Annotated in this window: 12 protein-coding genes, 1 tRNA gene and 2 pseudogenes; 9 read left to right on the top strand and 6 right to left on the bottom strand. The window is 57.4% G+C overall.

The window, feature by feature from the left end:
* The first annotated feature begins 201 nt into the window (after window positions 1-201).
* Both MP439_08455 and MP439_08450 read left to right on the top strand, forming a co-directional pair.
* Window positions 202-804 carry a MarC family protein gene (locus MP439_08455; protein ID MCI2976091.1) on the top strand — a complete coding sequence of 201 codons (603 nt, stop codon included), beginning with the start codon at window positions 202-204 and terminating at the stop codon, window positions 802-804.
* 555 nt (window positions 805-1,359) lie between these two features.
* Window positions 1,360-1,998, top strand: a complete 639-nt coding sequence (locus MP439_08450; protein ID MCI2976090.1) for a peroxiredoxin — start codon at window positions 1,360-1,362, stop codon at window positions 1,996-1,998.
* Between the two features lie 331 nt (window positions 1,999-2,329).
* Here MP439_08450 and MP439_08445 read toward each other — a convergent pair whose 3' ends face one another.
* Complete coding sequence (locus MP439_08445; protein MCI2976089.1) at window positions 2,330-3,211, bottom strand: hypothetical protein; 882 nt, start codon at window positions 3,209-3,211, stop codon at window positions 2,330-2,332.
* A 579-nt stretch (window positions 3,212-3,790) separates the two neighbouring features.
* On the opposite strand from MP439_08445, the gene MP439_08440 reads away from it, so the two are divergent.
* From MP439_08440 to MP439_08430, 3 genes are read left to right on the top strand one after another with little or no spacing between them, the layout of a single operon-like run.
* On the top strand, window positions 3,791-4,819 hold the full coding sequence (locus MP439_08440) for an LLM class F420-dependent oxidoreductase (protein ID MCI2976088.1): 1,029 nt from the start codon (window positions 3,791-3,793) through the stop codon (window positions 4,817-4,819).
* A gap of 17 nt (window positions 4,820-4,836) precedes the next feature.
* Window positions 4,837-5,943, top strand: a complete 1,107-nt coding sequence (locus MP439_08435) for a glycosyltransferase (GenBank protein MCI2976087.1) — start codon at window positions 4,837-4,839, stop codon at window positions 5,941-5,943.
* Between the two features lie 2 nt (window positions 5,944-5,945).
* On the top strand, window positions 5,946-6,425 hold the full coding sequence (locus MP439_08430; GenBank protein MCI2976086.1) for a hypothetical protein: 480 nt from the start codon (window positions 5,946-5,948) through the stop codon (window positions 6,423-6,425).
* Here MP439_08430 and orn read toward each other — a convergent pair.
* Window positions 6,387-6,920 carry an oligoribonuclease gene (gene orn / locus MP439_08425; GenBank protein ID MCI2976085.1) on the bottom strand — a complete coding sequence of 178 codons (534 nt, stop codon included), beginning with the start codon at window positions 6,918-6,920 and terminating at the stop codon, window positions 6,387-6,389. The two genes, MP439_08430 and orn, sit on opposite strands and share 39 nt — an antisense overlap.
* Before the next feature lie 105 nt (window positions 6,921-7,025).
* Here orn and MP439_08420 point away from each other — a divergent pair, with 105 nt between their 5' ends.
* The 3 genes from MP439_08420 (at window position 7,026) to MP439_08410 (ending at window position 8,361) form a co-directional block, all read left to right on the top strand.
* Window positions 7,026-7,811 (top strand): polyprenol monophosphomannose synthase, encoded by a 786-nt coding sequence (locus tag MP439_08420; GenBank protein ID MCI2976084.1) that lies wholly within the window; start codon window positions 7,026-7,028, stop codon window positions 7,809-7,811.
* Window positions 7,808-8,242 carry a dUTP diphosphatase gene (gene dut / locus MP439_08415; GenBank protein MCI2976083.1) on the top strand — a complete coding sequence of 145 codons (435 nt, stop codon included), beginning with the start codon at window positions 7,808-7,810 and terminating at the stop codon, window positions 8,240-8,242. The genes MP439_08420 and dut overlap by 4 nt, the downstream gene beginning before the upstream one ends.
* A 46-nt stretch (window positions 8,243-8,288) precedes the next feature.
* Window positions 8,289-8,361: transfer RNA gene (locus MP439_08410), tRNA-Gly, on the top strand.
* A gap of 1,359 nt (window positions 8,362-9,720) precedes the next feature.
* Here the strand turns inward: MP439_08410 and MP439_08405 are convergent.
* The 4 genes and pseudogenes from MP439_08405 to tnpA all read right to left on the bottom strand — a co-directional run bounded on the left by MP439_08405 (window position 9,721) and on the right by tnpA (window position 11,294).
* Window positions 9,721-9,975 carry a hypothetical protein gene (locus MP439_08405; GenBank protein ID MCI2976082.1) on the bottom strand — a complete coding sequence of 85 codons (255 nt, stop codon included), beginning with the start codon at window positions 9,973-9,975 and terminating at the stop codon, window positions 9,721-9,723.
* Window positions 9,960-10,574 (bottom strand): annotated as a pseudogene (locus MP439_08400) (histidine phosphatase family protein). The gene MP439_08405 and the pseudogene MP439_08400 overlap by 16 nt, the downstream one beginning before the upstream one ends.
* A 94-nt stretch (window positions 10,575-10,668) precedes the next feature.
* A complete protein-coding gene (locus MP439_08395; GenBank protein ID MCI2976081.1) occupies window positions 10,669-10,941 on the bottom strand; it encodes a hypothetical protein in 273 nt (90 codons plus the stop codon).
* Window positions 10,938-11,294: pseudogene (gene tnpA, locus MP439_08390) on the bottom strand (IS200/IS605 family transposase). Before tnpA ends, MP439_08395 begins: the two are co-directional and overlap by 4 nt.
* A gap of 358 nt (window positions 11,295-11,652) precedes the next feature.
* On the opposite strand from tnpA, the gene MP439_08385 reads away from it, so the two are divergent.
* Window positions 11,653-12,281: hypothetical protein (locus MP439_08385; protein MCI2976080.1), on the top strand; the 629-nt coding region annotated here is incomplete at its 3' end.

The following is a 12,281-nucleotide window of genomic DNA, read 5'->3' as shown; positions in this document are numbered from 1 at the left end:
GAAATTCGCAGCTACACTGGCCTAACTCTACCGATGAAGCACTACTCGCCTCCTCTGGTACGGTCGCGAGTGTTCATAAGTATAGTTCACCGGTGGTTGACGAGTCGTCGATTTGCTGGTACCTGGATGGGGTTTCTCTCAGGTGTCGCTCGGAGGCGACGCGCGGTTAACAAAGAATCGATAATAGGGGTTCGAGGGGCGATGGATACCAAATTTTTGATCGAGAGCTTCGTCACGTTGTTAGTTATCACTGATCCCATCGGGAACGTACCAACCTTCCTCGTCGTCACCCAGGGTAAGGGAGCCAAGGCTCGTCAACGGCTCGCCGTCGAGGCTGTGCTTGTGGCGGCGGCGGTGCTAGCGATCTTTGCCGGCTTTGGTCGTGAGATCCTTGGATACCTCGGCATCTCGCTCGCGGCGCTGCAGGTGTCGGGTGGACTCTTGTTGCTGATTGTGTCGCTCCAGCTCTTGACTGGAAGACAGGCCGAGCTGACTGCCCAGTCGAAGGTCAACGTTGCGTTGGTTCCCCTGGCAACCCCATTAATCGCTGGCCCAGGCGCGATCGCAGCGGTCCTTGTGTTCGCGGGAGAGGTGCACACAGTTGGCAATGCGATTGGTCTCGCTGTCGTGATCTTAGTGGTGATGGTTGTGCTGCTCGTCGTTTTGCGGTCTTCGGTCCACCTGAGTCGACTGCTGCGTGAGGGCGGCATTGAACTGTTATCGAGGGTCTTTGGACTGCTCCTCGCGGCGATTGCTGTCCAACTAGCCGCTTCTGGCGTTTTAACGTTCGCCCACGGTCATTAGCGATAGAACTGGCTTGCGCAAGCGCCAGATCGGCACTTCGCATGGATGTGACCCATCAGGATGCACGTGAGTCTCTTTGGCTGATTGGTTCAAGCTGAGGACAGGTTGATATCCGGGGAAGTTCAAACCTGCGAGCCTCTGGAGGTTTTGCTCAAGGTTTACGGTCGGCTAAGCGATGCTTTGGCCTCGCGAGGCGTTTTGAGCATGCTGGTGTGTGAGCCCAGGTCGGCTCGGCATGCGTGGCGAGGTGAATCGTCGGGTTGGGGATGATTGTTGCGACAGGCGCTTGGGTTGGGACCCCGTGGCGCATCGATCGTGCCCGCACACCAGGATCGTGACCGACCTATTCGTTGTGGTCCAAGTTGATGTATCGACTGTGCTTGCTACGCTTAGGCCGCGGCTAGTCTGCTGATATGGTAGTCCATGACAGCGTGTGGAGCTCTCCATAGCTCGTGTGGCGGGAGTCAGCATGTGCATGTCGCGCAGGTCGCGGGTTGTAACTGTGGTCTGGGCCATCTGAGCATTGCGGAGACGACGACGATTGAGGAGGCAATGATGGTTCAATTAGGTGATGTGGTACCCGATTTCGAGGCTGATACAACGCAGGGGCACGTTCGTTTTCATGAATGGTTGGGCGACTCCTGGGGGATCCTGTTTTCTCATCCGAAGGACTACACCCCAGTGTGTACTACCGAGTTAGGAGAGGTGGCCCGGCTCCTCCCCGAGTTTGAGCGACGGACGACGAAGGTTATCGGTCTCTCGGTTGATGATGTCGCCAGCCATGAGGGGTGGGAGGCCGATATCGAGGAGGTTCGGGGACATGCGGTTAATTTTCCGATGATTGGTGATGCTGACCGCAAGGTTGCCTCGCTGTACGGGATGATCCACCCGAAGGCCTCTGACACACTCACGGTTCGATCCGTGTTCGTGATTGATCCTGCAAAGAAGTTGCGACTCGAGATGACCTATCCAGCTTCGGTTGGTCGTAACTTCGCCGAGATTCTTCGCGTGCTTGATGCGTTACAGCTTTCGGATGCCTACCCGATCTCGACGCCGGTGAACTGGCAACCAGGTGATGAAGTTATCATTGCGAACTCGATTGACACCCAGGAGGCGCGCAAGCGTTTTGAGGGCTTTCGAGAGGTCAAGCCGTATCTTCGTTTCGCTAAGGATCCGGGCGCGCACACAGTGTGAGTACACGCTAGCCATTGATCAACTCATACCTATGTTTGGGTTACCCGCATGGCGTGATGTAGGCGCGATGCGGGTCCTGGGGTCACGGCGCATGGCCCTCTGACTTGTTGTCGATAGTGCTGTTGGCCTCTCGCGATCTTGCACTGGGTAGATCGTGGCCCGTGCAAAGCATGCGTTGAGTCATCTGCGCAGGCTTGGCTGTCTGAGTTCGTAGCACCATGTAGGTCACCACGTTACGTGCCACGACATTGCTCAGCACGAACGCTTCCCCAGGACGAACACCAGAGTGCCTGCGCGTTCGTCGTTCCATGGCTCCTACCGCATCTCGACCTTAGGCGACAGAGTTGTCGTGTGTGCTGTTCGGTGGTTTTGGCAAGGGCGGTCCAACTGGTTGCGTGCGGTAAGCGTGCATGCGGCGTCGCCGATTGATCGACGAGATGATCACGGCGATGATCATGATCACCGCGATGATCGCGATGGTTTGAGCTAATGGCTGAGTGTTGGTGATGGCAAATGGTGCAGGCTCGCCTGCGAGAATGAGTGTGAACGAATCCGCGTAGGTCAACGCCTGTGACGGGGTGAGCTGAGTGGTAAAAGCGGTGCCATAGTTGGTGTCGGTGGAGGTGTTCTCAAGAATGACATAGCGATGCCCCCAACAGCCACTCGCCTTCGGGGACTGGCAGTCAAGGTTCGATCCGCCGCCACCATTGGTGTAGCGATAGCCATCCTCGTACATCCACATGAAGTCCACAACGAGCGCGTTTGGAAAGTTGCCGGCCCAGTCTGAGCCGCCGTCCATCGTTGGCGGGATGCTCGGATCCCTGGCCTGATACGCCGCTTGGCTGGCGAGCTTTTCCAACTGTGGAGTGGAGTTGGGGACCGCCGGTAGGTTGCGAATCATACGTTCGTTGTCGATCAAGAAGTGGAGTTGACTGGCTTGCGAACGAGCGAGGAAGCCGTGAGGCAGGGTCAACCTTGGCAATCCCTCCCCAGTTCGTGCGAGGTTGAGGTCGAAGAGGGCGGCGTGCTCACAACCTGGTGAAGTGTCTGGTAAGGCCGCTGACTGACAGGAGCTTCGCCAGTTAGGGTCCCCAGCTGGGATGGTGAGGTCATGCAAGGTTTTCGGTGTGACCGGTTGGGTTGGCGTCAGGAAGTAGAGTGACGAACCCGCGATCAGTAGGAGTACCAAGGCTAGAACGATTACCCGACGCATGTTGCTTTGTGCTTCTCCACCGTATGTAAGGGCCAACCCGCCAGGGTATCCGCGCATTGACTGGTCACGGAATGGCCGTCACTATGAGGTTCAGGTTAGCGTAGCCAACGATCTTCGGCCAATACGAGCCGATAGGTAACCTGCACTGTCGGGTGAGCCGATATCGACATATGGCACGATTACTTACCTTCGGGCTCGTTGATCTGGAGCCATGACAGCCGTTGTGCATAGGGATTCACTGCAGAGTAACCGCGGGTCTGGCTCGTTCGTCCACCGCACCAAAGCGGGGGAGATCCTTCGAACGACATAGTGCGCATAATCAAAAATCAAGACAGGTCGACGACCATGAACGGCCCGATGCCGAAACTAGCATCTGGAACTCGCGTGATTTGGGCGCTTGCGATCTGGTGACGCGAGCATGTCAGGGGCTGGGTGAGTGGAGAGTGGAGCGATTAGGGGCCCGGAGGGTGATCAGGTGCCCCCACTTTGGCCCGGATCAATGAACTGGGCCAGTGAACTGGGCCAACGATGGCATTGGTAGTTGCTAACGTAGATTAGGTAGGTGACGACGGAGGCATTATGAAGTTAGCCATGCAGATCAACTATGCGGGAAATATCCTCGAGACCGTTGAACAGGTAGTGACCTATGAAGCTGCAGGTCTGGACATCGTATTCGTCGCCGAAGCGTACGGATTCGATGCCGTCTCCATCCTTGGGTATCTGGCGGCCAAGACGTCGCGCGTTGAGTTAGGGCCGGGCATTTTGCCGATCTACTCGCGTACTCCTGCGCTGATCGCCCAGACTGCGACCGGCCTTGACTACGTGTCGAACGGGCGAGCGGTGCTGGGGCTCGGTGCATCAGGACCTCAGGTGATCGAGGGTTGGCATGGTGTCGCTTACGATCGGCCGCTGGCACGAACTCGCGAGCTGATTGAGATCTGTCGGCGGGTCTGGCGCCGTGAACGACTCGAATCGCAAGGTCTTTACCAGATTCCGCTCGCAGGAGGGACTGGACTCGGCAAGGCATTAAAGCTGATCACGCAGCCGTTAAGGGAGCGGGTACCGATCTATCTTGCCGCAATAGGACCCAGCAACGTAGCGTTGGCAGCCGAGCTCGCCGAAGGGTGGCTCCCAATCTTCTATCTCCCCGAGGAGGCCGAGAACGTCTGGGGCGCATCGCTCGCGAAGGGACGGTCGGAACGCGATTCCTCGCTTGGTGAGCTTGACGTGGTGGCCGGCGGGTTGGTCGCGATCGGCAAGGACGTCTCTGGTTTGCTGGAATTGACGCGCCCGCAGGTTGCCCTTTACGTCGGTGGCATGGGTGCCAAGACGAAGAACTTCTACAACGACCTGTTCCACCGCTATGGATATGGTGATCTCGCCGAACAGGTGCAGGACCATTATCTTCGTGGGGAGCGTGACAAGGCTGCTGCCTTGTTGCCAAACGACTTGTTGGAGCGGTTGAACCTCGTTGGGGACGAAGGTTTTGTTGCTGAGCGAGTCCGAGCATTCGCCAGCGCAGGTGTTACGACCTTGATGGTCACTCCGGTTGGCAATGATCCTTTGGGTTCGTTTCAACGGCTCCGGTCCATCGTCGATCGACAATAACAACCCGAGCTGGGTTCGTGTTCTCGATTGTCATCCTGTGGCCATTGCTCGTCGTAGTTGCTGAGTTGGCCTACGCCTGGAGGTTGCTTTTTGTCGTGCGATCCGTCGCCGAGGACAGAGCGGAGTCGCCGCTGACCCTGGGGGTAGAGATCGTGATTCCCGCACATAACGAAGCGGGTACCCTGCCGGATTTGCTCAACTCCCTGAGCACACAACGGGGTGTGCACTATATGACGACGGTGATCGATGACCGGTCGAGTGACGACACTGGAGGAATCGCCGCCTCGCTTGGAGCTCGTGTGATTCGCATCGAGCGACGCCTTGGCAACAACCCCAAAGCCGGTGCTTTGAGCGCCTGGACTCCTCTGCCGGGATCAGCGATCGTCGTATTTTGTGACGCTGATGTCAAGCTGGTGGATCCCGGAGCGATCAATCGTTTGGTTCAGTTGGCAGTAAAGCACCCGCACGACCTGATCAGCGTTCAACCGTTTCACCGGATGCAACGCGTATGGGAGCAGGCCGCGTTCTTTCCCAATTTGGTGTCCCTGATAGCATCTGGCGCCTTTCTGCCGGTGCACGATGGCCGATCCAAAGCGACGTTTGGACCGGTCCTGTGTTGTCATGTCGACCGATATCGTGCGGTTGGTGGGCACGCGAGCGTCGTCGACGCCGTGCTTGATGATCAAGCCTTGGGGACACGCTTTCGAGCTCATGGGGGTGCAACGCTGCTGTTGGCCGGCTTTCGCTGGATCGAGTTTCGTATGTACCCAAAGAGCTTCGCTCAGCTCGTAGAGGGGTTCCGTAAGAATGTAGCCAACGGAGCCACCACCGTCCGGGGCCCTGGAGCGGTGGTAGCCATTCTTATCGTGGTCGGAGAGTTCTCGGCTATCGCGAATCTCGTAGGCGGTGTCGGGGATGTTCGCCTCGTCGCTGGACTGGTGCTTGCCTCGATGTGTTGTACCAACAGCGTGATCGCGCGCCGGATCGGGACGTTTCGGTGGTGGAGTGTGGTGGCGCAGCTGGTGTATCTATTGATCTTTTTGTGGATTGTCCTTACCTCGTGCGTGGATGTCATCCGTGGCCGAACGACGTGGAAGGGTCAGACGATGAGGACAAGGAGCTAGCCATGTCGAGCATCGTCGGCGTTGGTCTCGCGATTGTCTACTGGGTGGGTTCGAGTGTTCTGGTTGGCTTCGCGGTGGCCCGTATGTCGGTGCCTACACTCTCTCGGCTTGGCCAGCATCAGTGGTGGCTTGGGGGTCCCAGCACAGGTTGGTACCGTCACGTTCTGCATATCGATGCCTGGAAAGATCATTTGCCAGAGGCCGGACGCTTTGGGGGCGGTGTTTCCAAACGACACCTGGCAACACGTGATCGCAGCGTGCTGGTCCGGATGTATCTCGAGACCATACGTGCCGAGGTCGTTCACACGCTCTTGCTGTTGACACAATGGGTGCCCCTAGTGTGGCTGCACGGCGGCTTTGTTGTAGTTCCGGCGATCTATACCATCGGCGCAAACCTGCCATTCGTTGCGGTGCAGCGCTATAACAGAAGGCGACTCTCGAGGCTAGTGTCCCTCGAGCATGGCGGGAGTCCTGATAAATAGGTGCTCCCGGTAGAACTTAAGCTCAGCGATACTGTCACGGGTATCGTCGAGCGCGCGGTGCGAGCTATCCTTCTTCGGCACCAGCTCGTTGATGTCCGGGTACCATCGCTTGGCCAACTCCTTGATGCTTGACACGTCGACCGAGCGGTAGTGAAGCCAGTTCTCCACCTCTGGCATGTATTTGGCGAGAAAACGGCGATCGGTGCCGATCGAGTTGCCACAGAGAGGCACTTGACCGGCGTTTGGACAATGGCGCTTCAAGAACGTCAGCGTGGCCTCGTTGGCCTCGGCAAGCGTGACGGCGGAGCTACGGACATCCGAGAGCAGACCGTTTGCCTCATGCATGTTGACGACGACCCTCTCCATCTGTGCTAACTCCGCGTCGGTGGCGTGCAGCACTACCGGCCCGAACTCCTCCACGATATTGAGGTCGTCGTCGGTAATGATCATCGCGATTTCGATGATGACGTGACGCTCAGGTTCTAGACCTGTCATCTCAAGGTCCATCCATGCCAACATGACAGTCAGGTTACCCGTTGTGTATGCTATCTGGGGTAGCAAACGTTTACATCAAGCAAGAAGGGGTGTATGGATCGAACGGTGTCGAACCATCCATGGGTGATTATTCCAACCTACAATGAGGCTGGCAACATCGTCGATCTTGTCGAGTCCGTGCGCCAAGCCGTACCTGCGGCCACCATCCTTGTGGTCGACGATAGCTCGCCTGACGGAACAGCGGATCTTGTTGACAAAGTGGCAACGTATGACCAGCTGGTCCGTGTGTTACGTCGTCCTGGCAAGGCTGGGTTGGGTGCTGCCTATCGGGCTGGATTTCGTGAGGCGCTTGCCAACGGCGCGAGCGCTGTGGTTGAAATCGACGCTGATTTTTCTCATGATCCAGCGGTGATTCCTTCGTTGCTGGAGGCGCTTGACAAGGGCGCGGGGTTGGCGATCGGATCCCGTTATGTGGCGGGTGGATCCTCAGATGGACTGGCGACCTCTCGATTGCTGATCTCTCGGATCGGTAACCTCTACGCGGCGATGATGTTGGGGCTTAAAGTTCGTGATGCCACGGCCGGCTTTCGTGCCTACGATGCGCAAGCGCTTGGAATGATCGACCTTGAGACCGTGCGTGCCGATGGCTATGGATTTCAAGTGGAGATGGCCCATCTCATCTCCAACCTGGGTTTTCGTGTTGTCGAGGTACCAATCACGTTCCATGATCGGCGAGAAGGAAGCTCTAAAATGTCCACGGATATCGTGGTTGAGGCGATGTTGCTGTGCACCGTGTGGGGGCTTGCGCGTCGTATCAGTTGGCTTCGGCGCGATGCTCGTCAAGACCGCTTGATCAACCGCCTGGAGAAGCTGGTGCACCCCAAACCATGACTGAGGTCGGAATCAAGCGGTTACATCCGCTTGCGCAAGTTCCTAAGCACCAACGAATTGGTGATGCCGGGGCGGATCTTGTTTTGGTTGAGCCGTTGCACCTTGCACCTGGCTCGCGAGGGCTCGGCTTGACTGGTCTGGCGCTCGAGCTTCCGCTCGAGACGATGGGCCTCGTCATGCCGAGGAGCGGTCTTGCACTCCGGCATGGCGTCACCGTCTTGAATGCTCCTGGTCTGATCGACGCAGGGTACCGAGGCGAGATCAAGGTACTACTGATCAACCTGGGGGAACATCAGGTTGAGCTTTCAACAGGGGAGCGCATCGCTCAACTCGTAATACTGGGGCGCTCGGAGGTCAAGTTCCTTGAACGAACAAGCTTGACCGAGACCGAGCGTGGATCGGGTGGATTCGGCCATACAGGCAATCACTGAAGCTGGTCGCCGTTGGAAGAGCGTCGGTTATACTGTAGGTCATAACGCGGACGTGGCTCAGTTGGTAGAGCATCACCTTGCCAAGGTGAGGGTCGCGGGTTCGAGTCCCGTCGTCCGCTCGAAGGGCTGTTTGCGAAACTCTCCTGATAATTCGCGGAATTGGGTGCCAATTGGTTGCGGTGTAATGCGTATCTCACTTCCGCATTCAGAGCGCGCGAGTCTGCAGTGTCATCGGCGTGTAGCAGTCTGGCAGTCAGAGGCGGGGGTGCTGGCAAGTTGGTTTTGCACTGTGATGTCTTCGGTCTTGGTGGTCGAACCGCGTTGCTTCGTCACTGTGACGTTCAACATCACGCGAGACCGGACCCTAGAGGGTGAGTCGGTGTTGGCCTTAGACGGCCGCCTGGGTGATGGTAACCTCGAACCCAAAGCCTCTCTAGAGCTAGCTAGTTTCCTGGCCTGGATAGCTGGGTCGCGACGACGATCGAAGTCGTCGGCCCCTGGGTCTACATAGAAGGTGTCATTGGTGAGTAGATGCCAAACGCAATCGAGCATCGAGTGTGCAACAGCCACAGCTGCCTTGCTGGGCCCCCTGCGTTTAAGCAATACGGGCATACTACTGGGTTAAGCAGTAGGTTCCCTTTGTGCGTGCGGCTGGTCGAGTTGCCTCCAGCAAGGTTCGTCTCAGCCATGGGGAACCATGACGTGTACCCGCTGGGCTTCGCTTACCAGCTGACTCGTAATCCCTTGGTCGTGGGTTTGAATCCCACCGGGCCCACCAGGTCAGGGCATGTTTTAATCCTGCGGACTTGCAGAAAACCCGACAAGTCCCCATAGTGGCTGTCATCGAAGCGAGTGCCCTTTTCAACACTTGGACCTTTGCAACGATGTGGCTCTCCACAAGCGTGGGGGCCCCTGATGGGCCTTTTGGATTATGAGCGCTGTCTCGTCTCCGCTCGACCCTCTCGCAATTCAGGTGGATCGTATTGGGTTCGCCACTCCAGTGCCATTGGATATCGCTAAGACGACGCATGAAGCCCGTGGCTCTTACAGAGTGACATAAGGGCTTGCTTTGGATCGGTAAACCTCGGAGTAAAGTTATTGTGCCCAAAGGTAACGCATTCTCCCTAACTGCCAAGTACGATTCCTTGAGTGCCAACTATTCCAGAGCCTCAAGGGTTGGGGCAATTTCTGGACATGTCCCTTTCTGGGTTATAGCGATACCGATCGCTTCGACAGAGAGGACACCCGAGTGAGGTCCATCAGATGACCCATTCGCAAAGAGCACAGCGCCCACCAGAATCAGCACAAGAAGGATTGCGATTAAGACTTGTGGTTGTAGAAGTCGCTTCGTGTTCATCGATCGTCCTCACCTATCCCTTGACAATCCCTAGTGCCAACTGGCCGCAGGTATCTGATCTCTAGTCGAGTCCTGTCCATAGGCGTCGTCACGATGCATCTGCTATACCCGCGCCCTCCGATTACGAGAGGTAGCGATGCGACTCCCCATCCTTGTCATCCCAGCCCCACGATTCCTTCTCGAATGCGCGTCGCCGGAAGGTATGCATTTGCCCGAGTGTCGTGTTGTCTGGTCCATGTTCCATCGCATCACGGATGTACCGGTGGGCGCGCTCCATGAGACGTCGATCACCGTGGGCGAGCGTAGCGAGTTCCTGGCGGGATCCTCGATGCCGTCGAGATCGCTCATCAAAGGCTCCGGTCAGCGTGCGAGCCAAGCACCCACGCGCCCACTAGCGTGGATACCCACGCGCATCATCGACCACGTGGACCCCGAACGCTGGAGTTGGTTCAAGGACCCCGTGGGTTGCGAGATCTCCTCGATCTTGGCGAAGTGCTCAAGTTCGACAGCGTTGATCAGGAGGCGGTTGATCGCATCGTGGGCGACAACCACACCAACAGCTTTTGCCTGATCCGCAACGAGCTCGAGGGCTTTGCGGGCTCGGATCCCCGCGGCGGTGTGCAACTCGACGCCTGGCGCATTGTCGATGGTTTGGAACTGTGCCTCGACCTCGTTAAGCGTGTAGCCTGCCCAGTCGCCGTGATCACGAGCGATAAAGGCCTCGTCAGTTCTGACGTTTAGGCCACACGCGAAGGCGATCGCCTGCGCGGTTGCAACGGCTCGGAGGAGCGGGCTTAAGACGATGAGATCGGGGTGCAACGGCGCCAGCGCTCTGGCGGGCAAGCGTGCCTCTTGTTAGGCCACGGGATCAAGTGGGGGATCGAGGTGACCACGTAGGACGCCAGTCGCGTTGAGCTCAGTTTGTCCGTGCCGAACGAGGTAGATGTTGACCTCGTATGCGCTGTGATGGTCCACGGATTCGATGATAACTACCTCTTCAAGGTGTTATTTTACTGTTGTAGGAGTCATCACGCTGTGGAAAGCTGTAAGCGAGCTCCATCGCCCTCAATCAGTCTATCGATCCAGTTAAGAGACTGAAACGTACGTACTTGGCTGGGCGCTGATGGCCATACAGGGCGAGTCGAGACTTATACACAGGCGTCATTCTCCAGGCAAAAAGGGAAGCGCGCAAATTGCTGGCCGATTGCCACCTGAACACAGGCGTCCGGCTAGCGCCCAACAGAATCTCGAGGGCGATGAGTGCCAGTTCTCCCGGGCCTGGCGAGAGTGCTCCCGCCTTCAGGCGGGAGGTGAATCGCCCATCCGGTATCCGTAGACTCACGATGGCCTCCGTTGGCTCTCGACATACTCACGGATGACACTCCCCGGCGCACCACCAGCAGTACCGACATAGTAGGAGCGCGACCAGCAGTGGTTCTCCCACAGGTAGTTCTTGACCTGTCCCGGATGCCTCTGGCGCAACATCCGGTAAGACACACCCTTTGAGCGAGTTCACCAACCTAGAGAGCTGCACAGTCGGCGGAAATTCAATAAGTAGATGGACGTGATCGTCTTCACCGTTGAACTTTACCAGGGTGAGCCCAAAGTCTTCACACGTTTCACGCATGGTCTGCTCGCAGGTAATGAGCATGGGTCGGTGAACACCCCACGGCGGTATTGAGTAACAAACACCAAATGAGCATGACAAGCCTGCCATGACGGATATCTGGATCAAGTCACATGACACCAGTACTACTGTGCTCTACTGGTATAGAGTGCAGCAAGACCCGAACAGCCCTACCGAGCAGAGTAGAAAAGCCAAGGCGGCTAAGCTCGCAAGGTGCAAGGCCGCCCATCCGTCGGTTCAGCGTGCATGGCGGTATCACATTGACCCAACTATCGAACAGGCCTCTGGGCTTAAGAGGATGACTGATCTCGACCGGGCGCTGTGGAACATGATCCACGAGTGGTGGTTGATATCCAATCGTCCACTGCGTCGGGTGAAGAAAGCCGATCTGGATGAAGCGGTGTCTCAAGCTCGCAAGGACATTCCTTGGTTGGCAGCGTTGCCCTCTCAAGCCTGCCAATCGGTCGCCAGGAGATACTGGCAGGCTTGAGAGCGGTGTTGGTCCGGTGTCAGTGGTGCGCCTCAATTCCACAAACTCTCGAAGAGTCGCCCATCGTTCGATATCCCCAGGCCCGAGACCTGAACATCACCAGGGTCTCCAAAAAGTTCGCCACCGTCCAGATCCCCAAGGTGGGGGCGGTAAAGATCCGGTACCATCGCCCGATTCTGGTCGGAACCAGAGTCACTGGTGCTCGCGTCATCAACGACTACGGTCGCCGGACACTGGCGCTGCGGATGGAACTCCCGAAGCCTGCTCTGCGATCCTCGGTGGAGTCCAGGCCGGTCGTCGGGTTCGACCGGGGCGTGGCCATCTTACTGGCTGGATCAGATGGCACCGAATTCACCCACTCTGACTGGCTGACTCCCGGCGAGAAACGCCATCTCAGGTACCTCGAACGCAAGAGTGCCCGACAACGTCATGCTAGGTGGGACCGCTCCGGTGGGCGAGGCAAGGGCAAGATCGGCAAACGAGCGCAAGACCTACGACGCTATCGCTGCAATTCGAGCCAAGGCCGCCCGTCGTCGCAAGGACTGGCACCACACAACTTCCCGCG

It is taken from the genome of Ferrimicrobium sp. (assembly GCA_022690815.1).
GTDB lineage: Bacteria > Actinomycetota > Acidimicrobiia > Acidimicrobiales > Acidimicrobiaceae > Ferrimicrobium.
This window is presented reverse-complemented; position numbering and strand designations above follow the sequence as displayed.